We start from the raw sequence: 20,178 nt of genomic DNA, 5'->3' as shown, positions 1-20,178 counted from the left end.
ACTCCCCGGTACTGGCGGCCGTGGGGCTTGTGGGGGATCGGGGGCGCCCCCCCCGGGGGTGGGGTGGCGGGGGGCGGGGCGCGGGGCGCCCCGGCCCCGCGCGGGTCAGCCGTTCTTCTGCTTGTACCTCTCGTGGGCGCTGTTCACGAGTTGCACGTACTGGCCCATGCCCTTGCCGTCCAGCTCCTTGACGTAGGCGTCCCAGTCGGCCAGGTCGCGGTCGCCGAGGACGAACTGGAGCGTCGCCTGCTTCACCAGGTCCTTCAACGGCGTCTCCCACAGCGTCGCCTGCTCGCGCTCGGTGTCGCTGAACGGCGCGGGCGGGGCGAGCGCCAGGTTCTTCTTGCCGGAGATGGACTTCTGGAAGGCGACCTCCTCGTCGGTGAACATCGACTGGAGCAGTTCGGTGCTGCCGCCGTAGGCGAACACGCCGCCCTGGAACCCGAAGTCCTTCTGGAGCTTCTTGGGGGCGTCGGGGTTCATGCCGCCGAAGCCGATGTCGGCCTTGAGGGCCCGCTTGCCCGCGGCGTCCTTGTCGTACGTGGTGCCCTTGACACCCCACTTGACGAACTCGGCGCCCTCGTCGGAGTACCAGAGCCAGTCGACGAACTGCATCATGGCGACGAACTTGTCGCTCTCCAGGGCCTTCGCCGAGATCATCAGCCCGTTCTCCAGGCGCGACACGCGCAGCACGTCGCCCTTGGGCCCGGCGGGGACGGGGATCTTCGCCACGGTCGCGCCGGGGATGGTCTTGAGGCCGGGGCGGTAGTCGTTGACGATCGTCTGCGCGTTGCTGCTGATGGCGAACGACCTGCCGGTGGCGAACTTCTGGATCGCGGGCTCGTCCTTCTGCGTGAAGCTCTCCGGGTCCATCAGGCCCTCGGCGACGAGCTTGTGGAAGAACTCGACGAGCTTCTTGTACTCGGCGGTCGCGCCGGTGTACTCGAACTTCTTCGCGCCCTCGTTCCACTGCGACTGCTCGTACCCCCAGCCCGCGGTGGTGCCGAACGTCTGCGCGGCCACGTTGAGGATGCTGTTGCCCTCGAACCGGTCCGACAGCGGGTAGCCGTCCGGGTGCGCGGCCTTGATCGCCTTGAGGACGGAGTACACGTCGTCCCACGTCTTCGGCGTGGCCAGGCCGAGCCGGGTCAGCTCGTCGGTGCGGAACGCCAGGGTGTAGTCCTGCCAGGGTTCCTCGTGGACGCCGGGCAGCAGGTAGAACTTGCCGTCGTCCTGGCGGAGCGTGTCGAGCTCGGGTTGCAGCTTCCACTTCTCGATCTTCGCCTTCAGGTTCGGCATCAGGTCGAGGTAGTCGCTCACCGGGAGGATCGCGCCGGAGGCGACGAACGCGTCCTCCTGGTTGGGGTAGGTCTTGGCGATGATCTCCGGGGCGTCGCCCGCACCGACGACCAGGCTCCGCTTCTGCTCGTAGTCGCTCATCGGCACGGTCGTGGGCTTGACCTTGACGTTCGTCCGGCCGGTGATCTCCTTCCACAGCAGCCAGTCGTCCTTGACGGGGTAGTTCGGGTGGTCGCTGTAGAGCACCCGGAACTCGACCGGCTCGGTGGCCTTGAACTGGTCGCCCGCCTTGAAGTCCGCCATGGCGGCGACCTTCTTGCCGTCGAGGTTCACCCCGCCGGAGGCGCCCTCGTCCCCGCTGCACGCCGTCCCGCCCGCCACCAGCCCGGCGGCGGTCACGGCCGCGAGCAAGCCCTTCCACTTCGTTCGCATCGTGCTCTCCTCAAGGGGTGTGACATCGTCGTCGACACGGGAGGTGCGCCCTACTGCTTGACCGCGCCGAGCATCACGCCCGACACGAAGTACCGTTGGACGAACGGGTAGATCGCCAGCACCGGCAGGACCGTGAGCACCATCGTCACGGACTTGATGTTCGAGTTGACCTGGCCGACGTCGGCGTCGGCGCTGCCCATCGACGTGGCCGTGGTGGCGCCCGCGACCATGTTGCGCAGGTAGACCGTGACCGGGAACAGGTCCGCGCGGTCGAAGTAGAGGAACGCGGAGAACCAAGAGTTCCAGTTGGCCACCGCGTAGAACAGGACCATGGTCGCGATCACGGCCTTGGACAGCGGCAGCACGATCCGCAGCAGCACGCCGTAGGCGCCGAGGCCGTCGACCGTCGCGGCCTCCTCCAGCTCCTTCGGCAGGCCCTCGAAGAACGCCTTCATCACCAGCAGGTTGAACACGCTGATCGCGTTCGGCAGCACGACCGCCCACAGCGTGTTCTTCATCCCCAGCTCGGAGATCAGCACGTAGTTCGGGATCAGGCCGCCGTTGAAGAACATGGTGAACACCGCGACGCCGACGAGCAGGCCCCGGCCCTTGAGGTGGTGCTTGGACAGCACGTACGCGTAGGTCGTCGTCAGCACCAGCGAGATCGCCGTGGCCGTCGCGGTGTACACGACGGTGTTGAGGTAGCTGTTCCAGAACGCCGGGTCCGACGCGATGATCTCGTACGTCTTCACGTTGAACCCCTGCGGCAGCAGGTTCACCCGGCCGGTGCGGATCGCCTGCTCGTCGCTGAACGACTGCGCCACGATGTTCACGAACGGGTACAGCGTCACCGCCGCGACGACCAGCAGCACCACGGCGTTGACCGCGCGGAAGACCCGGTAGCCGCAGGTGTCGTCGATCCTGGTCAGGCGCGGCTTTTCCGCTCGTCCCAAGGGTTCGGGGATCACCACAGGCTCGTCCCCACCGCTCGACGGGAGATGGCGTTGGCGGACAGCACCAGCGTCAGGCCGATGACCGACTCGAACAGGCCGATCGCGGCGGCGTAGCTGAAGTTGTTGGACACCAGGCCGACCCGGTACAGGTAGGTCGAGATCACGTCCGCCGTCGGGTAGGTCAGCGGGTTGTACAGCAGCAGGATCTTCTCGAAGCCCACCGCGAGGAACGTGCCGGTGTTGAGGATCAGCAGCGTCACCATCGTCGGCCGGATCCCCGGCAGCGTGACGTGCCACGTCTGCCGCCAGCGGTTGGCCCCGTCGATCTTGGCGGCCTCGTAGAGCTGGTCGTCGATGGTGGTCAGCGCGGCCAGGTAGAGGATCGTGCCCCAGCCGACGGTCTGCCACACCTCCGAGGAGACGTAGATCGTGCGGAACCACTGCGGCGCCTGCATGAACGCGATCGGCTCGCCGCCGAACGCCCCGACGACCTGGTTGACCGTGCCCTCGATGGAGGTCAGCTGGAGCACCATGCCCGCGACGATCACCAGCGACAGGAAGTGCGGCAGGTAGGACACCGTCTGCACGAACCGCTTGAAGTAGCGCGAGCGGACCTCGTTGAGCAGCAGCGCGAGGACGATCGGCAGCGGGAAGCAGAACAGCAGGGTCAGCGCGCCGAGCACGACCGTGTTGCCGAACACCTGCCAGAACGTGGGGTCGTCGAGGAAGACCTTGACGTACCGCAGCCCGACCCACGTCTCGCCGAAGAGGTTGCCGCCGGGGACGAACCGGCGGAACGCGATGACGTTGCCGAGCATGGGCAGGTACCGGAACACCAGGAAGAACAGCAGCGGGACCAGCGCGAGCGAGTAGAGCTGCCAGTCGCGCCGCAGCGCCATCCCCCACGTCCGCCGCGCCCGCCGCCGAGAAGGCGGGTGCGCCGCGGACGCCTCGGGTAAGGCCTCCCTCGTGTCGACGGTCATGCGCCCACGACCTCCGGCTCCACCGCGGTCACGACCACCGCGGTGGTCAGGCGACGGGTGTGGTCGACGACCCGCAGCGGCCCGGTCAGCTCCAGGTCCACCTCGGCGTGCGCGTCGGCGCTGGACCGGGACACCAGCAACCGCACCGCGCCAGGCTCGACGATCCGCCGCCCGTCCCGGCCGGTGAAGGAGGTGACGTCGGCGGAGACGCGGAACGCGACCCGCGCCGCGCGGCCGGGGTCGAGCGGCACCCTGGCGTAGCCGACGAGCCGGACGGCCGGGCGGGTGACCTGGGCGACCGGGTCGTGCAGGTAGAGCTGCACGACGTCGGCCCCCGCGCGGTCGCCGGGGTTGCTCACCTCGAGGTCGAGTTCGACCTCGCCGTCCGCGGCCCACGTCGGGCTCGACACCCGGACCGGGGACCAGGTGAACGTCCCGTAGCCGAGCCCGTGACCGAAGGGGAACGCGGGCGTCGGGTCGACGGTGGACACCTCGGTGCGCAGCCCGAGCGGGGCCGACAGGTAGGTCCCCGGCTGCCCGGACGGGTCGGCGGGGACGCTCACCGGCAGCCTGCCGGACGGCGACACCACACCGGTCAGCACGTCGGCGATGGCCTGACCGCCCAGCTGTCCGGGGAAGAACGTCTGCACCACGGCCGCGCACGAGTCCGCCAGGTCGCCGATCGCGTACGGCCTGCCGGTGATCAGCAGCAGCACCACCGGCGTCCCGGTCGCCGCCACGGCCCGCACGAGCGCTTCCTGCGCGCCGGGCAGGACGAGGGCCGTCGCGTCGCACCCCTCCCCCGACGTACCACCCCCGAACAGCCCGGCCAGGTCGCCGACCGCCACCACGCAGACGTCGGCGTCGGCGGCCACCGCGACGGCCTCGGTGAAGTCGGCCTCGTCCGACCTGACCTCGCAGCCCCGCGCGTGGGCGACCGGGCCGAGCGCGTCGCGCAGCGCGGACAGCACGGTCGGGATCTCCAGGCCCAGCCCCGAATCCGGGTAGTGCACGCCGATGTGCGCGGGGAACGAGTAGCAGCCGAGCAGCGCCATCGGGTCGTCGGCGAGCGGCCCGACTACCGCCACCCGCGCCCCCGGCCGCAGCGGCAGGACGCCGTCGTTCGCCAGCAGGACAACGGATTCCCGCGCCAGGCGCAGGGCGATCTCGCGGGACTCGGGGGTGTCCAGCTCCACGTCGTCGACGTCGGCGGGCAGCGCCGACCAGTCCGGGTCCAGCAGGCCGAGGTCGACCTTCTGCGCGAGCACCCGCCGCAACGCCCGGTCGACCAGCGCCTCGTCCACGTCACCGCGGTCCACGGCCCGGCGCAGCGGTTCCCCGAAGCACCGGCCCGTGGGCAGTTCGACGTCGATGCCCGCGGCGAGCGCGAGCCCGGCGGCCTCCCCCTCGTCGGCCGCGATCCCGTGCAGGGTCTGGAGGAACTTGACCGAGAAGTAGTCCGCGACGACCGTGCCGTCGAACCCCCAGGTGTCGCGGAGCAGCCCGGTGAGCAGGTCGGCGTCGGCCGCGGTGGGCACGCCGTCGATCTCGCTGTAGGAGTTCATCACCGACCGGACCCGGCCGTCGCGCACGGCCATCTCGAACGGCGGCAGCACGACGTCCGCGAGTTCGCGCGCGCCGATCGCCACCGGCGCGAGGTTGCGGCCCGCGCGGGACGCCGAGTAGCCCGCGAAGTGCTTCAGCGTGGCGACGACCCCGGCGCCCTCCAGGCCGTGGACGTAGGCCGTGCCCACGGTGCCGACCAGGTACGGGTCCTCGCCGATGGTCTCCTCGGTGCGGCCCCAGCGGTAGTCGCGGGTGACGTCCAGGACCGGGGCCAACCCCTGGTGCACGCCGACCGAGCGCAGGGACTTCCCGATCGCCTCGGCCATCTCCGCGACCAGCGCCGGGTCGAAGGACGCGCCCCAGGCGGGCGGCGCGGGGTACGCCGTGGCCTGCCAGGCGGCGAACCCGGTGAGGCACTCCTCGTGCACCAGCGCGGGGATGCCGAACCGGCTCGCGGCCACGACCTGCTCCTGCGCGTGGGCCAGCGACCGCGCCCCGGCGACGGGCGGCACCGGCCGGGTGCCGAACGGGCGGGTGAGCTGACCGAGGCCGGAGGCGATGACGTCCGACCACACCACGCGGTCCGCGGTCAGGTTCGACTGGTGCGGCGCGACGGCCCCGCCCGCGGGATCCGCGCCGACCCACACGCCGACGAGCTGGGCGAGCTTCTCCTCCAGCGTCATCGCGGCGACGAGGGCGTCGACCCGCCGCGCGGTCGGCAGCCGGACGTCCCGCCACTCGGGCGGCGCGCCGTCGATCGTCCTGTCGGTCATCGACCAGGCACCCCCATCACGTCGTCGTGACAGCCGAAAGTATCGAACATGACTCCGATACTCAGTGAGTGAGGAGACCGTAGGGGCACCCCGTCGAGAGCGTCAACAGTTCACCGTGAATTTGCGCCATGCGTGGACATTCGAGCCATCCGCCCAGCTCTGTTCATATATGTGACCCCACTGCTCTCTGGCGCGGCCCAGGCTTTCCGTTTACGCTTCGGCCCCGAAACTTTAGATCCACTTCGCCGGGGGCCACCATGAGCACGCCGCTGGATTCAGGCGCCGACGACGCCGCACCGCCGGACCCCGTCGACTCACCGCCCGCGTCGATCGCCTCCATCGCGGCCGAGGCCGGGGTGTCGGTGCCGACGGTCTCGAAGGTCCTCAACGGCCGACCGGACGTCTCCGCCGACACCCGCGCGCGGGTCGAGCGGGTCATCGAGCAGCGGCGCTACCGGCGGCGGCGGTCCCGCGGGTCGTCGCGGCCCGCGCTCATCGACCTGGTGTTCCACGAGATGCACTCGGCGTGGGCCACGGAGATCATCCGCGGGGTCGAGCAGGCCGCGGCGGGCGAACGCGCGGCCGTGGTGCTGTCCGAACTCGGCGGCGAGCACCGGCCGCACCGCGAGTGGTTCGACGACCTGCTCACCCGGCGGCCGATCGGCGTCATCCTCGTGCTGGCCGGGCTGGACGAGCAGCAGCGCGGGGTGCTCACCACCCGCTCCATCCCGTTCGTGGTCGTGGACACCGCGGGCGAACCACCGCCGGGCGTGCCGACGGTCGGCTCGGCCAACTGGTCGGGCGGGCTGGCAGCGACCCGGCACCTGGTCGGGCTCGGCCACCGGCGGATCGCCGTCATCTCCGGCCCGACCGCGATCATGTGCAGCCGGGCGCGGGTCGACGGCTACCGCAGCGCGCTGGAGGAGGCGAGCCTGCCCGTGGAGGCGAACCTGGTGCGCTACGGGGACTTCTACGTGCACGGCGGGTACCACCACGGGCTCGACCTGCTGTCCCGGCCGAACCGGCCGACGGCGATCTTCGCGGGCTCGGACTTCCAGGCGCTCGGCGTGATGCGCGCCGCGCGGGAACTCGGACTGTCCATTCCGGACGACCTGTCGATCGTGGGGTTCGACGACCTGGCGGTCACGGAGTGGATCGGGCCGCCGTTGACGACCGTGCGGCAGCCGTTGCGGGAGATGGCGACCACGGCGGCCGAGATGGTCTTCACCCTCGCCCGCGGCGAACGGCCGCGCAACGAGCGGATCGACCTCGCCACCGAGCTGGTCGTCCGCGAGAGCACCGCCCCGCCACCCCGAGGAGGATGACCCGTGGCCCTGTTCGACCTGCCGCTCGCCGAGTTGGAGACGTACTCCCCCGAGGTTCGCGAACCCGCGGACTTCGACGACTTCTGGGGATCGACCCTCGCCTCGGCGGCGCGGCACGACCCGCTGCTCTCCGTCTCGCCGGTGGACACGGGGCTGGAACTGGTGGAGACGTGTGACGTCACGTTCACCGGGTTCGACGGCCAGCCGATCCGGGCCTGGCACTCGCGGCCCGCGGGGTCTCGGGGGACGGCGCTGCCCGCGGTCGTGGAGTACCTCGGGTACGGACGTGGTCGTGGGCTGCCGGTGGAGCGGCTGGTGTGGCCGTGCGCGGGGTTCGCGCACCTGCTGGTCGACACCCGAGGACAGGGCGGCCAGTACGGCAGCGGCGGGGACACGCCCGATCCCGTGGGATCCGGGCCGTCCGGACCCGGCTTCCTGACGCAGGGGCTGGAGCACCCGGCCACCGCGTACCTGCGGAGGCTCTACACGGACGCGGCTCGGGCGGTCGACGCGGTGAGGGCGCTGCCTGATGTGGACGGCGACCGCGTCGCCGTGGTGGGCAACAGCCAGGGCGGCGCGTTGGCGCTGGTCGCGGCGGCGTTGACCGGCGAGGTCGCGGCGCTGCTGGCCAGCGCGCCCATGCTGTGCCACGTCGAGCGGACGCTCGCGATCACCGACGCCGACCCGCACGCGGAGATCGTGCGGTACCTGTCGGTGCGGCGGCAGGTCGCCGACCGGGTGCTCTCGTCACTGTCCTACTTCGACGGTGTGCACTTCGCGCGCCGGACGACGACTCCGGCGCTGTTCGCCACCGGGCTGCGGGACTCGATCTGCCCGCCGTCCGGCGTGTTCGCCGCGTTCAACGCCTTGGCCGCGGCGGACAAGGAGATGGTGGTCTACCCGTTCAACCACCACGAGGGCGGCGACGCGCACCACACCGTGCGCCAGCTCTCCTGGGTGCGGGAGCGGCTAGCGCGGTGAGGGTTCGGCGACGCGGCGCGCGGTCAGCAGGACCATGCCCGCGGGGGTGCGGAGGTCCACCAGTTCCAGGCCCGCCGACGTGAGCCAGGTGGTCAGCTCGGCGGTGGTGAAGGCGCGGACGTTGAACGTCTCCTCGTGCTTGCGCTGGAAGTGGCGGTACGCCGGGCGGTCGGCGCGGCGGAACGTGAACGCGGTGAAGAGGCCGCCGGGGCGCAGGCAGCGGCCGACCTCGACGAGGACGTCGCGCGGATCGGGCAGGAGTTGCAACGCGTTCGAGCAGTTGACCGCGCCGAGCGAGCCGTCCGCGAAGGGCAGGCCGAGGGCGGTGCCGCGGACCACGCACAGGTCCGGGAGGGCGGTGCGGACCAGGTCGATCATGGCGACGCTGAGGTCCAGGCCGACGACCCGCTCGCTGCCCAGGTGGCGCATGAGGGTGCGGGTCCAGCGGCCCGCGCCGCACGCGAGGTCCAGCACCAGGCCGTCGGTCGTCGACAGGTTCGTCCGGAGGTAGTCGTCCTCGGACTCCGGGGTGAGGTCGTGGTCCCAGTTCTCGCCCATGATGTCCAGGAACGCGTCCCGCGTCGCGGGCTCGTACCTGGTGACGTGCAGGGGGTCCTGCATGTACAGCGGCCCGAGGCCCGACTTCATCGCGATGGCGGGCGCGAAGTCCAGGTAGCCGGTCGTCGCCGGGTAGTCGCGGCCGCACGCCTGGCAGCGCAGGCCGTCGCCGGTCGCCGCCAGCGGGGCGTGGCAGGTCGGGCACGCGAAAGCGTGGTGGTACCGGGTGTCCAGGTGGTCAAGCACGGTCGCTCCCCGTCACGGCGTTCTCGGCCTTCGCGCCCAGGTAGGCCAGCAGCGCGGTCGTCTCCGACTCCCACAGCGCCGCGACCTCCGACTCGCCCAGTTCCAGGGTCGAGCGCCAGGCCCGGTCGAGTTCGCGTTCGGTGTCGTCCAGCTCCCACACCGACGGGGACGGCCAGACGCGGCCGATCCTCGTGAGGTCTGGGGCGTCCAGGCAGCGCGCCGCGCGCAGCCGGTCCTCGTCGGGCAGGCCGAGGCGGTCCAGGGCGGCGCGGGCCACGTCGCCGTGGGCGGGGAAGTGGGCCAGGAAGTAGGCGAGCGCCAGGGCGACCGGGCGCGGTGAGTCCGGGCGGGCCATCGCGGCCAGCGCGGGGACGGCGTCGTGGACCAGGCTCCTGGCTTGGTCGTCGCCCTCGGCGAGGATGCCCAGCAGGATCAACGCCCTGGCGTGCGCGGGCTGGTGGTGGGCGGCGCGGACCAGCGGTCCGACCAACTGGTCGAGCGGGGCGGGGACCGGGCCCGCCACGGCGTTCTCGACGACGCGGTAGAGGGGTGCGGGGTCGTCCGAGTCGGCCAGGGCGGTGGCCGCGGCGACCACGGCGTCGTCCGAGCGGAACACCGTCGTGCCCATGGCGGCGGCGACCGCGGTCATGCGCGCCGGGTCGGTGTGCGGGTGGTCGTCCTCCCCCGGCACCCTCGTGGCCGCGGCGGGCGGGCTGACGTGCTGGAAGAACTCCTCGAACCCGCCGGGGGTCATGATCACCAGGAAGTGCGCGTCGGCCGAGGTGACGCGGAAGTGGTGGCCGATCCCCCTGGGCAGGAACACGGCGTCGCCCTCGCGGGCGACACCGGTCTTGCCGCCGACGACGTGCTCCAGTTCACCGGAGATCACGTAGAGGGTCTCGTCCTCGCGGCCGTGGACGTGCGGGGGTGTGGCGTAGCCGCGCACCGCGCGTTCCTCGACGATGCCGATGGAGCCGTTGGACTCGCCCGACAGGATCCGGATCGTCAGCAGGCCGCCCAGGTGCCACCTCGTCCGGTCGGAGAGGGTGTCGGGGGCCGGTGGGTACAGCGACAACTCGTCCGCCCTCCTAGGTCAGGACCGGGAACAGCGCGGGCGTGGAACGGCCCGTGGCCAGTGCGATGAAGTCGGCGGGCGGGGTGAGGTCGGCCAGGACGTCGACCGTGCGGTGCAGCGCCGGTTCCGGGACGGTCGCGACGCCGGGGACGGCGGCGGTGAGGTCCAGGAGGTGGACGGTGGCTTCGAGGACGCGGGTCAGGGCGTAGTCGAGGACCCTCATCGGCCCGGCGATGGTGGTGACCGCGGTGTCGGTGCGAAGCCTGGCGAGGGCGGTGGTCGCGAGGGTGTCGAAGTCCTCCACGAGGGTGGACCTGGTGGCCCACTCCTTGGCCGAGGCGGCGACGTGGTGCGCGCCCTGCGGGCCCAGGGGGCGGAGGGCGAGGAAGTAGGCGGCCGCGTCGAGGACGGTCGGGGGTTCCTGCGTCACGGGCAGGGTGGCGGTGGTGGTCACGCCCTTGGCCACGTGGGCGTAGAGGTCGCGGACGGTCCAGTCGCCCAAGCCGGACGGGGAGGTCCAGTCGGACGGGGTCAAGGACACGCCCGTCTGGTGCCAGGTCCGCCAGAGGAGGGCCAGGAGGTCGACGTCGTCCGCGCGGCCGACCGAGCGCGCATCCCCGTGTGGTGGCACGGTTCGAGGTTACCTCGACATGATCCATTCGAGACGGGGCCGTCGGGCGCGGGCGGCGGGGAGGCCGAGGAGCCGGTCTCGGGGCGACAGGGCGGAGGCGAGCGGGCACGATGAGGAGGCCCCGCCGGCGCCGCGTGACGTAGAAGGGGATCGCCATGCGGTTCGTTCGCCGGGTCGTGGTGCTGGCGCTCGTGGTGTTGATGGCGTTGTCGGTGCCGGTGGGGGCCGAGGCCGCCGTGAAGAAGAAAGGTGTCAGCGCGGCGAACTTCTCGGGAGTGACCACCGCGTTGGGCGATGTCGGCGCCGGGTGGTTCTACACCTGGGCGTCGGACAAGCAGGGGATCGCCGCTCCGTCCGGGGTCGAGTTCGTGCCGATGATCTGGGGCGCCGGGTCGGTGAACGCCGGGCAGCTCAGCCAGGCGAAGTCGTTGGGCACCACGCTGTTGGCGTTCAACGAGCCCGACATGGGCGGGCAGGCGAACATGAGCGTGGAGCGCGCCCTGGAGTTGTGGCCGCAGCTCCAGGGGACGGGGATGCGGCTGAGCGCGCCCGCCGTGGCGTTCGGTGGCGACACCGCGGGCGGGTGGCTCGACCGGTTCATGAGCGGGGCCGCGGCGCGCGGGTACCGGGTCGACTTCATCCCGCTGCACTGGTACGGCGGGGACTTCTCCTCGGCCGCGGTCAACCAGCTCAAGGGGTACCTCCAGGCCGTGTACAACCGGTACCGCAAGCCGATCTGGGTGACGGAGTACGCGCTGATCGACTTCTCCACGAGCGTCCCGCGCTACCCGTCGTCGGACCAGCAGGCCGCCTTCGCGAAGAACTCGGCGCTGATGCTGCAAGGACTGTCGTTCGTGGAGCGGTACTCGTGGTTCACGCTGTCGACGTCCACGCACCGCACCGGGCTCTACACCGGGACGACGCCCAACGCGACGGGGGTGGCGTACCGGTCGGTGGGGTGAGGGCGGACGTGAGCACTGCTCACGCGGGCCACTACCATCGCTCCACCGTCATCGGCTAGGCCATTCGGGGAGTCGCACGTGAGCGAGGGTTTCCGGAGGATCGCCGGCCGCTACGACCTGCACGAGCAGCTCGGCGCGGGCGCGATGGGCCTGGTCTGGCGGGCGAGCGACCTGAAGTTGCAGCGGGTCGTCGCGGTGAAGGAGCTGCTGCTCCCGCCGCACCTCGACGCGGAGGGAACGGCGCACGCCCGTCGCCGCGCCCTCCGCGAGGCCCGGATCGCCGCGCGGCTGCACCACCCGCACGCGATCACCGTGCACGACGTGGTCGAGCACGACGGCCAGCCGTGGCTGATCATGGAGTTCCTGCCGTCGCGCAGCCTCGCCGCGGTGATCGCGGACCGCGGGTCGCTCGGCGTCGCGGACGTCATCCGCGTCGGCAAGCACATGGCGGACGCGCTGGCCGCGGCGCACAAGGTCTCCGTGGTGCACCGGGACGTCAAGCCGGGCAACGTCCTGCTCGGGGCCGAAGGCGCGGTGAAGATCACCGACTTCGGCATCTCGCGCGCGCTGGACGACACCACCGCCACGTCCACCAGCCGCTACGCGGGCACCCCCGCGTTCTTCTCCCCCGAGGTGGCCAGGGGCGAGGAGGGCGGGTTCCCGTCGGACGTGTTCTCGCTCGGCGCGACGCTCTACAACGCCGTCGAGGGCGAGCCGCCGTTCGGCGTCTCGGACAACTCGATCGCGCAGCTCTACCGCGCCGCGGCGGGCACCGTCCGGCCGCCGCAGCGCGCGGGAGCGCTCACCCCGCTGCTGGCCCGGCTGCTCGCGCTCGACCCCGCCGCTCGGCCGACGATGGCCGAGGCCGCCGACCTGCTCGGCGCGCTGGCCCGCAACACCGCCCCCACCCCGACCCTCCAGGTGGACCTGCGGGACCAGCTGACCGCGTCCTTCGCCGCGCCACCCCCGACGAACACCGACTACCGCCGGAGCAGGCGGCGGGCGACGGTCGGGCTCACCGCCGCGGTGGTGGTGCTCGTCGCGATCGTCTGCGGCGCCTTCGTCTACGCCGACCAGCACCGGACGACCGGCACCTCGGCCGCCGGGACGAGCAGCACGACGACCGCTCCCCCGACCACGACCACCACGACGGCACCGTCGGCAGCGCCCGCGCCCAAACCCGTCGCGATCATCGGCGTGGGGTCGGACAAGTGCCTCGACGTGCCGAACAAGGCGACCGACAACGGCACCCCGGTGACCATCTTCGACTGCAACGGCGGGGAGAACCAGCAGTTCACCGCCACCGCGAAGGGCGAGCTGCGGGTCTACGGGAGCAAGTGCCTCGAAGCCAGGCAGTCGGGGGTCACGCCCGGCACGGTGGTCGACATCTTCGACTGCACCGGGGCCGCGAACCAGCAGTGGGCGCTCCCCGCGAGCCGGGTGATCACCGCCAAGCAGTCCGGGCTGTGCCTGGACGTCCTCGACGCGGGCACGGACTTCGGCACGCCGGTGATCCTCTGGACCTGCGCGGGCGCGCCCAACCAGCTGTGGCAACGGCGCTGAGACCGATCCGTCCGGGCGGTTCGCACGAACACCCGGTGATGGACCCCTTCGAACCGAGGCACGACAGGAAGCCGACCGGTGGACCCCCGCTGGTGACCGGCTCGCTGACCCGCGCCGTCGCGCTGCTGGTGGCCGAGGCGCAGGACGTGCTGGCGCTGGTCGTCCTGCCGTGGGAGTGCGACCTCGTCGGCCGTCCGGACCTGCGGGCGGTGCGCGAGGGCGCGCGGCGGCACCTGTCCGACGCGGTGCACCCCGACTCGCTGGCCGACGTGCTGCTGGTGGCGGGTGAACTGGTCTCGAACGCCTACCAGCACACCACGTCCCCGCGCAGGCTGCGGGTGGTCCGCCAGGCTTGCACCGTGCGCGTGGAGGTCACCGACGGGAGCCCCGCCAAGCCCGCGCCGCGCCCGCCGTCCACCACGCCGCAGGGCGGTCGCGGGCTCCTGCTCGTGCACGGCCTGTGCCGGGACTGGGGTGTGCGGCCCGCCGCCGACGGCGGGCCGGGCAAGACCGTGTGGGCGGACCTGGCGGCGCACCCCTCGGCGTGACGTCAGCCTTCCGCGCCCATGTGCTGCAACCCGATGACCGACAGCAGCCGCAGCGACTCCTCCGCCGGTGAGCCCGGTTCGGCGGTGAACAGGATCAGGTGTTGGTCCCGGTCCGGGACGGTCAGGACGTCGCAGACGAGGCTCATCCGCCCCACCACGGGGTGGTCGACCGTCTTGACCAGGTGCTTGGTGTCGTAGACGTCGTGGCCCGGCCACAGCGCGGCGAACTCCGGGCTGTCGCGCAGGAGTTCGCGGACCAGGTCCCGGATCGGCTCGTCGTCGGGGTAGCGCGCGGCCGCGGCGCGCAGGTGGCCCGCCGCGAACCGGGCGAACTCCTCCCCGTGGGACATGCCGTAGTGCCGCTGGGCGGGGTCGGGGTGCAGGAAGTAGCGGTGGATCAGGTTCCTGGTGCGGCCCGGCGAGGCGGAGAAGTCCTCGAACAGGGCCGCCGCCAACGGGTTCCACGCGAGCACGTCGTACTTCGCGTCCATCACGATCGCGGCGGTGCCGGGCAGGCGGTCGATCAGCTCCAGCACGTTGTCCGGCACGTCCGCGCGCGGGCCGGGCGGGGTGCCGAGCGCCTCGCCCGCGAGGGTGAACAGGTGGGCGCGTTCCGCGTCGGTCAACCGCAGGGCCCGGCTGATCGCCTGGAGCACGGTCCGCGACGGGCGCGAGCCGCGAGCCTGTTCCAGCCGCGTGTAGTGCTGCGTGGAGATGTGCGCCAGTCGCGCCACCTCCTCGCGCCGCAGGCCTGGCGTGCGGCGCGGGCCGTCGACCGGCAGGCCCGCGGTCGCCGGGGCCAGCCGTTCACGCCGGACGCGGAGGAACTGGGCCAGCTCGTGTCGGTCCACGACCCCAGTGTCCTGCGGGTCCGACGGCCCTGCCAGGTACAGGCCGGGCCTGCCAGGGCCGCGGCGGACTCGGCACCGTGGAGCCATGACCACCGAACGAGGATTGCTGACCGGCAAGATCGCCTTCGTCACCGGCGCGAGCAGGGGCATCGGGGCCGCCGCCGCGCGCCTCTTCGCCCGTGAGGGCGCGACCGTCGTGCTGGCCGCGCGCACCGAGACCGACCTGAGGGCCGTCACCGAGGAGATCGTCGAGGCGGGTGGCGAGGCGTCCTACGTCGTCGCCGACTTCGGCGACGTGCCGAGCGTCGAGAGGGCCGTCGCGGCGGTCGTCGAGCGCCACGGCAGGCTGGACGTCGCGTTCAACAACGCGGGCGCGATGGTGCCGCCGACGACCGTCGCCGACTGCGCCGAGGACGACTTCGACCTCGTGACCCGCGTCAACTACAAGGGCGTCTTCTTCGCCATGGCCGCGGAGGTGCGGGCCATCCGCGACACCGCGGGCTCGGGCGCGATCGTCAACAACAGCAGCGTCGGCTCCCTGCGCGGCAACCCGACCCTGCCCGCCTACGGCGCGGCGAAGCGCGCGGTCAACAGCCTCACCGAGAGCGCGGCGCTGGAGTACGGGCCGGACGGGATCCGGGTCAACGCCGTGGCACCCGGCCTCACCCTCACGGCGATGGTGGAGGCGTGGCGGGACGCCGACCCCGCCACCGTCGAGCAGATCGTCGGGAGCATCCCGCTCGGCCGTCCCGCCGACCCGGCCGAGATCGCCGAGGCCGCCGCGTGGCTGCTCAGCGACCGGGCGTCGTACGTGACCGGCGTGGTCCTGCCGGTCACCGGCGGCGGCGGGGTCTGAGCGTCACGCCGCGTGGACGGCGACCGCGATCCGCACGAACGAGCGGATGAGCGGGTTCGGGTCGTCCCGGTTCCAGGCCACGACGAGCTGACTGGGCGGCTTGTCCAGCAGCGGCACCGCGACCAGCCCGTAGGGCAGGACGTGGTCCAGCGTGGTCATGCCCACGGTGCCGTTCCACAGCACGGCCTGGAGGCACTCGTGGACGGTCCGCACCTCCGGGCCGTCGCACGGGCCGTTCCAGTACGCCCGCCAGACCTGGTCGGACCCCTCCGGCAGCCGGAACCACGGCCGGTCGGCCAACTCGTCGGCGCGCACGGCGTCCCGCCCGGCCAGGGGATCGTCCCCTCGCAGCACCACGCCGACCGGGTCCGTGCGCAGCACGCGGGTGGCGATGCCCGTGACGTCGAAGGGCAGTCGGGTCAGCGCCACGTCGACCAGCCCGGCCCGCAGGCCGATGGTCGGGTCGGTGAGGTCGGCCTCGCGCACCCGGACGGCGACCCCCGGATGCCGGTCGCGGTAGGCGGCGGCGAGCCGGGCGCCGATCCGGTCGGCGCTGTCGGCGAGGGTGCCGAACGTGAAGGTGGCGACTCCCGCCGCGGCCGTCACCCTGGCGCGCGTCTGCTCGGCCTGCGCCAGCAGCGTCCGCGCCTCGTCGAGGAGGACGGCTCCGGCTTCGGTGAGCGCCACCCCGGCGGCCGAGCGGTGCAGCAGCGGGCAGCCGAGGTCGGTCTCCAGCTGCTTGATGGCCCGGCTCAACGGCGGCTGGGTCATGTGCAGCCGGACGGCGGCCCGGCCGAAGTGCAGTTCCTCGGCCACCGCCACGAAGTAGCGAAGCTCGCGGAGGTCCATCACCGGTGACGATACCCGGACGGTATCGCCGCCCCCGGCTCGGGCTCGGACGGCCCCCGAAGGGGTGACGCGGTGATCCCGGCCCGCGCCGGGCGCGAACGTCCGGCGCGGGCTGTCCGAGCGGTCCGACCGGTTTCGGGCCGGGGTCAGGCCTTCGCACCCACCACGGGATCCTCGGGGTGCGAAGGCCCGATCATCCCGCGGCGGAGCCTGGCGACCACCGGGTAGAGGTGGCAACCGAGGCACACGCCGAACACCGCGTTGAGCAGCGCTGCGGTGAGGGCCAGCGCGGCGACGGCGGCCCCCAGCGCGGGGAAGCCGACCGCGTACGCGAGGGCCGCGACCGTGGCGAACACGCACCCGATCCCCTGGGCGAACCGCAGCGGCCCCTCCCCTTCCAGGTAGGCGGGCGGCGCGAGCCTGGGGCGCACGGTCTTGCGGTAGGCGGCGCCGTACGGGTTGAACCGCACCCCGAACGCGGCGCAGAACCCGAAGAGCACCGCCTGCGCCAGGAGCAGCCGGGGACTGGCGGCGGCGATGCCGATCGCGAGCACGACGCTCGTCATCGCCGCGGTGAAGCGGACGCCGCGCGGATCGGCGCCCCGGACTTGTTCGTCGACCATGGGATCAGGACATCCAGTCATCCGCCCATTCGTCAAGATCACAGCGACCGATTCCCCCGATCGGTCGCGGCGGCGATCATCCCGGACTTCGGGAACCCGTTCGTCCGCGCGGCCACCACCACGACCAGCACCGGGGCCAGCAGCGCCAGGACGGCCCACGGCAGCGCCCCCGCCCCGGTCCCGTCGAGCAGCACCCCGCCCACGACTCCCCCGGCCGCCGTGGCGACGTTCCACAGCGTCACCAGCGCGGCCTGCGCGGTGTCCGACTCCCCCACGGCCGTCTGGAGCAGCGTCGGCACGCCTCCCCAGCCGAGGCCCCCACAGCGCCGCCGCGACGAAGACCGCCGTCGACCCGCCGGTCGCCAGCACCAGGACCGCCACGGCGACCAGCACCGCGCCCGCGATGGTCAACTCCCGGAGCCGCCGGTCGATCCACGCGCCCACGACCCAGATGCCCACCAGCGAGGCCACGCCGAACACCAGCAGCACGACGTCCACCGAGCCCACGCCGACGTGCGCCACGACCGGGGCGACGTAGGTGTAGAGCACGGTCTGCGCCAGCACGAACACCACCGTGACGACCAGGACCGGGGCCACGCCCGGCACGGCCACCGCGTGCCGCAGCGAGAGCCGTCCCGCCCGCTGCCCGGCGAAGTCCGGCACCACCGCGGCGATCCAGGCGACCAGCACCACGGCGATGGCGGTCATCACCCCGAACGTCACCCGCCACCCGAGCACGCCCCCGAGGAACGTCCCCGCCGGGATGCCGAGCGACAGCGCCAGCGGGATGCCCGCCATCACCACGGCGATCGCCTTGCCGCGCAGGCGTTCCGGGGCCAGCCGCCGCGCGTAGCCGACCAGCAGCGCCCACACCAGCCCCGCGGCCACGCCCGCCACGAACCGCGCCACCAGCGTCAGCGGGAACGACGACGAGAGCGCCGTGACCGTGTTGGCCACGGCGAAACCGCCGACGCCCGCCAGCAGCACGACCTTGCGCCCCCACCCCGCCGTGGCCAGCGACAACGGGATCGCCGACACCGCGGTGCCGACCGCGTAGACCGTGACCAGCTGTCCGGCCACCGGTTCGCCGACCCCCAGCCCCGCGCTCATCAGCGGCAGCACGCCCGCCGGGAGCGACTCGGTGAGGACGGTGATGAACGCCGCCACCGTCAACGCCAACAACGACTTCAAGGGCAACCGTGCGGTGCCCGTTCCTGTGCGGATGACCATGGAGCTATCGTCAAACCCTCACACAAGTGTGAAGGTCAAGTCATGCGCATCGGTGAACTGTCCGCCCGCACCGCCACGTCCCGGCGGCTACTCCGCTACTACGAGGAGCAGGGCCTGCTGGTCTCCACCCGCTGCCCCAACGGCTACCGCGACTACGACGAGTCCTACGTCGACCGCGTGCTCCAGATCAGGGGGCTGCTGGACGCGGGCCTGCCCACCAGGATCATCAAGCAGATCCTGCCCTGCCTGGACAAGCCCCGGTCCATCCACTTCCCCGACGCCACCCCGGAGATGATCGCCGCGCTGGAGCACGAGCGCGACCGGATGACCGACCGCGTCCGCTGCCTCACCCGCAACCGCGACGCCATCGCCGAGTACCTGGACGCCGTGCTGGAGCACAACCGCGCCGAGGTTCAGCCGTGAGCGCACGGCGTTGCGGATCTCGGTCGTAACAACTAACGTTACGACCGTGAGCGCGAACAGCAGGTTGACCGTCGCCGTGCACGCCTTGGCGTGGGTGGGGCTCTACCAGCGCCTCGGGAACGACGTCGCCACCTCGGAGCAGGTCTCCGAGAGCGTGAACACGAACCCGGTGGTGATCAGGCGCCTGCTCGGCGAACTGCGCGAGGCGGGCCTCGTGCAGTCGCAGCGCGGCACGGGCGCGGGCTGGATGCTGGCCCGCGACCTGGCGGAGATCACCCTGCTGGACGTCTACGACGCGCTCGAGTCCGGCCCGCTGTTCGGCATGCACCGGGCCGAGCCGAACCAGGAGTGCGTGGTGGGCGCGGGCATCCAACCGGCGCTCACGACCGTGTACGACCGGGTGGACCAGGCGTTGCGGGCCGAGTTGGCCGCGACGACCGTGGCCGACGTCCTCCGGGACACGCTCGCCGCTCGCTAGAACCCAAGGACCTCTTCGGGGGTTTTCACAGGCCTCCAATGTAACCAAAACAGTTACCTCGAACAGGTGGAAACCATGAGCACGATGACCGGCAAGACGGCACTGGTGACCGGCGGCTCGACCGGGATCGGCCGCGGGATCGCCCAGCGCTTCGCCGACGACGGCGCGCGCGTCTACCTGACCGGCAGGCGCAAGGAGGAGCTGGACCTCGCGGCGAAGGAGATCGGCCCGAACGCCGTCGCGGTGCGGGCCGACGTCTCCAAGGCCGAGGACCTCGACCGGGTCGTCGCCGCGATCACCGCCGACGGCAGGCGGCTCGACGTCGTGGTGGCGAACGCGGGCCTCGGCTCGCTCGCCCCGCTGGAGGACGCCACGCGCGAGGACTTCGACCACGTCTTCGGCGTCAACGTCCTGGGCACGCTCCAGACCGTGCAGAAGTCGTTGCCGCTGCTGGCGGACAAGGCGTCCGTCATCCTGCTGTCGTCCACGACGACCTCGCAGGGCAACACCGGCATGGGCCTCTACGCGGCGTCCAAGGCCGCCATCCGCAGCCTCGGCCGCACCTTGGCCGGGGAACTGGCGGACCGCGGCGTGCGGGTGAACGTGATCACCCCCGGCCCCATCGCGACCCCGGCCATCGAGGGGTTGGCGAGCAGCGCCGGAGCCACCACCGAGCAGTTCCACGAGTCGCTCGCGTCCCAGACCGCGCTCAAGCGCGTGGGCAGGCCCGCCGAGGTCGCCGCGCTGGCCGCGTTCCTCGCGGGCGACGAGAGCTCCTTCTCCACCGGGGCGGAGTTCCACGTCGACGGCGGCCAGGTGCAGGTCTGACACCACGTCGACGCCCAGGGGACCCCCCCGGCGTCGACCGGCGCGGTCCGGCGAGGCCCGTGGGGGGTAGGGGTATCTGGCCCCCCGCAGCCGGTAGGGCGCCGCCCCGGTCTCTTATAAACAAAAACGAGCCCCCCAGACCGAG

Annotated in this window: 19 protein-coding genes and 1 pseudogene; 9 read left to right on the top strand and 11 right to left on the bottom strand. The window is 72.2% G+C overall.

The window, feature by feature from the left end; translation table 11 throughout:
• Window positions 1-105: 105 nt before the first annotated feature.
• The 4 genes from ACFWW9_RS40610 to ACFWW9_RS40595 are packed head-to-tail and all read right to left on the bottom strand — an operon-like array spanning window position 106 to window position 6,006.
• Complete coding sequence (locus ACFWW9_RS40610) at window positions 106-1,731, bottom strand: extracellular solute-binding protein (protein WP_390388003.1); 1,626 nt, start codon at window positions 1,729-1,731, stop codon at window positions 106-108.
• 50 nt (window positions 1,732-1,781) lie between these two features.
• On the bottom strand, window positions 1,782-2,699 hold the full coding sequence (locus tag ACFWW9_RS40605; protein WP_390388002.1) for a carbohydrate ABC transporter permease: 918 nt from the start codon (window positions 2,697-2,699) through the stop codon (window positions 1,782-1,784).
• On the bottom strand, window positions 2,696-3,667 hold the full coding sequence (locus ACFWW9_RS40600) for an ABC transporter permease (RefSeq protein WP_390388001.1): 972 nt from the start codon (window positions 3,665-3,667) through the stop codon (window positions 2,696-2,698). Before ACFWW9_RS40600 ends, ACFWW9_RS40605 begins: the two co-directional genes overlap by 4 nt.
• Complete coding sequence (locus ACFWW9_RS40595) at window positions 3,664-6,006, bottom strand: glycoside hydrolase family 3 N-terminal domain-containing protein (RefSeq protein ID WP_390388000.1); 2,343 nt, start codon at window positions 6,004-6,006, stop codon at window positions 3,664-3,666. Before ACFWW9_RS40595 ends, ACFWW9_RS40600 begins: the two co-directional genes overlap by 4 nt.
• A gap of 257 nt (window positions 6,007-6,263) precedes the next feature.
• Between ACFWW9_RS40595 and ACFWW9_RS40590 the strand changes: the two genes are divergently transcribed.
• Together ACFWW9_RS40590 and ACFWW9_RS40585 are read left to right on the top strand one after the other, a co-directional pair.
• The gene (locus ACFWW9_RS40590; RefSeq protein ID WP_390387999.1) at window positions 6,264-7,331 is read left to right on the top strand and encodes a LacI family DNA-binding transcriptional regulator; all 1,068 of its coding nucleotides are present in this window, start codon (window positions 6,264-6,266) and stop codon (window positions 7,329-7,331) included.
• Window positions 7,332-7,334: 3 nt separating this feature from the next.
• On the top strand, window positions 7,335-8,312 hold the full coding sequence (locus tag ACFWW9_RS40585; RefSeq protein WP_390387998.1) for an acetylxylan esterase: 978 nt from the start codon (window positions 7,335-7,337) through the stop codon (window positions 8,310-8,312).
• On the opposite strand, the gene ACFWW9_RS40580 is transcribed toward ACFWW9_RS40585, so the two are convergent.
• Genes ACFWW9_RS40580 through ACFWW9_RS40570 form a run of 3 tightly spaced genes read right to left on the bottom strand, consistent with a single transcriptional unit; the run spans window position 8,301 to window position 10,822 of the window.
• Complete coding sequence (locus ACFWW9_RS40580; RefSeq protein WP_390387996.1) at window positions 8,301-9,116, bottom strand: class I SAM-dependent methyltransferase; 816 nt, start codon at window positions 9,114-9,116, stop codon at window positions 8,301-8,303. The genes ACFWW9_RS40585 and ACFWW9_RS40580 overlap by 12 nt on opposite strands.
• Window positions 9,109-10,191: a cupin domain-containing protein gene (locus tag ACFWW9_RS40575; RefSeq protein WP_390387994.1), complete on the bottom strand. Its 1,083-nt coding sequence runs from the start codon at window positions 10,189-10,191 to the stop codon at window positions 9,109-9,111. Before ACFWW9_RS40575 ends, ACFWW9_RS40580 begins: the two co-directional genes overlap by 8 nt.
• Before the next feature lie 13 nt (window positions 10,192-10,204).
• Window positions 10,205-10,822 carry a maleylpyruvate isomerase family mycothiol-dependent enzyme gene (locus ACFWW9_RS40570; RefSeq protein ID WP_390387992.1) on the bottom strand — a complete coding sequence of 206 codons (618 nt, stop codon included), beginning with the start codon at window positions 10,820-10,822 and terminating at the stop codon, window positions 10,205-10,207.
• Window positions 10,823-10,977: 155 nt separating this feature from the next.
• Here ACFWW9_RS40570 and ACFWW9_RS40565 point away from each other — a divergent pair, with 155 nt between their 5' ends.
• The 3 genes from ACFWW9_RS40565 to ACFWW9_RS40555 all read left to right on the top strand — a co-directional run bounded on the left by ACFWW9_RS40565 (window position 10,978) and on the right by ACFWW9_RS40555 (window position 13,895).
• On the top strand, window positions 10,978-11,784 hold the full coding sequence (locus ACFWW9_RS40565; protein WP_390387991.1) for a glycoside hydrolase family protein: 807 nt from the start codon (window positions 10,978-10,980) through the stop codon (window positions 11,782-11,784).
• 78 nt (window positions 11,785-11,862) lie between these two features.
• The gene (locus ACFWW9_RS40560; RefSeq protein ID WP_390387990.1) at window positions 11,863-13,347 is read left to right on the top strand and encodes a protein kinase; all 1,485 of its coding nucleotides are present in this window, start codon (window positions 11,863-11,865) and stop codon (window positions 13,345-13,347) included.
• Window positions 13,348-13,439: 92 nt separating this feature from the next.
• Window positions 13,440-13,895: an ATP-binding protein gene (locus ACFWW9_RS40555; RefSeq protein WP_390387989.1), complete on the top strand. Its 456-nt coding sequence runs from the start codon at window positions 13,440-13,442 to the stop codon at window positions 13,893-13,895.
• Window positions 13,896-13,897: 2 nt separating this feature from the next.
• Here ACFWW9_RS40555 and ACFWW9_RS40550 read toward each other — a convergent pair whose 3' ends face one another.
• The gene (locus tag ACFWW9_RS40550) at window positions 13,898-14,746 is read right to left on the bottom strand and encodes a helix-turn-helix transcriptional regulator (protein ID WP_390387987.1); all 849 of its coding nucleotides are present in this window, start codon (window positions 14,744-14,746) and stop codon (window positions 13,898-13,900) included.
• Window positions 14,747-14,831: 85 nt separating this feature from the next.
• Here ACFWW9_RS40550 and ACFWW9_RS40545 point away from each other — a divergent pair, with 85 nt between their 5' ends.
• The gene (locus tag ACFWW9_RS40545; protein WP_390387985.1) at window positions 14,832-15,602 is read left to right on the top strand and encodes an SDR family NAD(P)-dependent oxidoreductase; all 771 of its coding nucleotides are present in this window, start codon (window positions 14,832-14,834) and stop codon (window positions 15,600-15,602) included.
• Window positions 15,603-15,605: 3 nt separating this feature from the next.
• Here the strand turns inward: ACFWW9_RS40545 and ACFWW9_RS40540 are convergent, their stop codons facing one another.
• The 3 genes and pseudogenes from ACFWW9_RS40540 to ACFWW9_RS40530 all read right to left on the bottom strand — a co-directional run bounded on the left by ACFWW9_RS40540 (window position 15,606) and on the right by ACFWW9_RS40530 (window position 18,304).
• On the bottom strand, window positions 15,606-16,451 hold the full coding sequence (locus ACFWW9_RS40540; protein ID WP_390387984.1) for a LysR family transcriptional regulator: 846 nt from the start codon (window positions 16,449-16,451) through the stop codon (window positions 15,606-15,608).
• A gap of 146 nt (window positions 16,452-16,597) precedes the next feature.
• Window positions 16,598-17,074, bottom strand: a complete 477-nt coding sequence (locus ACFWW9_RS40535; RefSeq protein ID WP_390387982.1) for a DUF4395 domain-containing protein — start codon at window positions 17,072-17,074, stop codon at window positions 16,598-16,600.
• Between the two features lie 38 nt (window positions 17,075-17,112).
• Window positions 17,113-18,304 (bottom strand): annotated as a pseudogene (locus tag ACFWW9_RS40530) (MFS transporter).
• A gap of 42 nt (window positions 18,305-18,346) precedes the next feature.
• Between ACFWW9_RS40530 and ACFWW9_RS40525 the strand changes: the two are divergent.
• From ACFWW9_RS40525 to ACFWW9_RS40515, 3 genes are all read left to right on the top strand, one after another.
• The gene (locus ACFWW9_RS40525; RefSeq protein ID WP_390387980.1) at window positions 18,347-18,727 is read left to right on the top strand and encodes a MerR family transcriptional regulator; all 381 of its coding nucleotides are present in this window, start codon (window positions 18,347-18,349) and stop codon (window positions 18,725-18,727) included.
• A 46-nt stretch (window positions 18,728-18,773) separates the two neighbouring features.
• Complete coding sequence (locus ACFWW9_RS40520) at window positions 18,774-19,205, top strand: Rrf2 family transcriptional regulator (protein ID WP_390387978.1); 432 nt, start codon at window positions 18,774-18,776, stop codon at window positions 19,203-19,205.
• Between the two features lie 75 nt (window positions 19,206-19,280).
• The gene (locus tag ACFWW9_RS40515; protein WP_390387976.1) at window positions 19,281-20,033 is read left to right on the top strand and encodes an SDR family NAD(P)-dependent oxidoreductase; all 753 of its coding nucleotides are present in this window, start codon (window positions 19,281-19,283) and stop codon (window positions 20,031-20,033) included.
• Window positions 20,034-20,178 lie beyond the last annotated feature (145 nt).

Origin of the sequence: Umezawaea sp. NPDC059074, from assembly GCF_042738955.1 — a bacterium.
Taxonomy (GTDB): domain Bacteria; phylum Actinomycetota; class Actinomycetes; order Mycobacteriales; family Pseudonocardiaceae; genus Umezawaea.
The sequence above is the reverse complement of the archived record's forward strand: the minus strand, read 5'-3'. Positions and strand labels throughout refer to the sequence as shown.

What these genes read in the sequence shown, in the direction of transcription:
- ACFWW9_RS40610 (WP_390388003.1), bottom strand. Translation starts at nt 1,731, where the DNA reads ATGCGAACGAAGTGGAAGGGCTTGCTCGCGGCCGTGACCGCCGCCGGG.
- ACFWW9_RS40600 (WP_390388001.1), bottom strand. Translation starts at nt 3,667, where the DNA reads ATGACCGTCGACACGAGGGAGGCCTTACCCGAGGCGTCCGCGGCGCAC.
- ACFWW9_RS40595 (WP_390388000.1), bottom strand. Translation starts at nt 6,006, where the DNA reads ATGACCGACAGGACGATCGACGGCGCGCCGCCCGAGTGGCGGGACGTC.
- ACFWW9_RS40590 (WP_390387999.1), top strand. Translation starts at nt 6,264, where the DNA reads ATGAGCACGCCGCTGGATTCAGGCGCCGACGACGCCGCACCGCCGGAC.
- ACFWW9_RS40565 (WP_390387991.1), top strand. Translation starts at nt 10,978, where the DNA reads ATGCGGTTCGTTCGCCGGGTCGTGGTGCTGGCGCTCGTGGTGTTGATG.
- ACFWW9_RS40545 (WP_390387985.1), top strand. Translation starts at nt 14,832, where the DNA reads ATGACCACCGAACGAGGATTGCTGACCGGCAAGATCGCCTTCGTCACC.
- ACFWW9_RS40540 (WP_390387984.1), bottom strand. Translation starts at nt 16,451, where the DNA reads ATGGACCTCCGCGAGCTTCGCTACTTCGTGGCGGTGGCCGAGGAACTG.
- ACFWW9_RS40535 (WP_390387982.1), bottom strand. Translation starts at nt 17,074, where the DNA reads ATGGTCGACGAACAAGTCCGGGGCGCCGATCCGCGCGGCGTCCGCTTC.
- ACFWW9_RS40525 (WP_390387980.1), top strand. Translation starts at nt 18,347, where the DNA reads ATGCGCATCGGTGAACTGTCCGCCCGCACCGCCACGTCCCGGCGGCTA.
- ACFWW9_RS40515 (WP_390387976.1), top strand. Translation starts at nt 19,281, where the DNA reads ATGAGCACGATGACCGGCAAGACGGCACTGGTGACCGGCGGCTCGACC.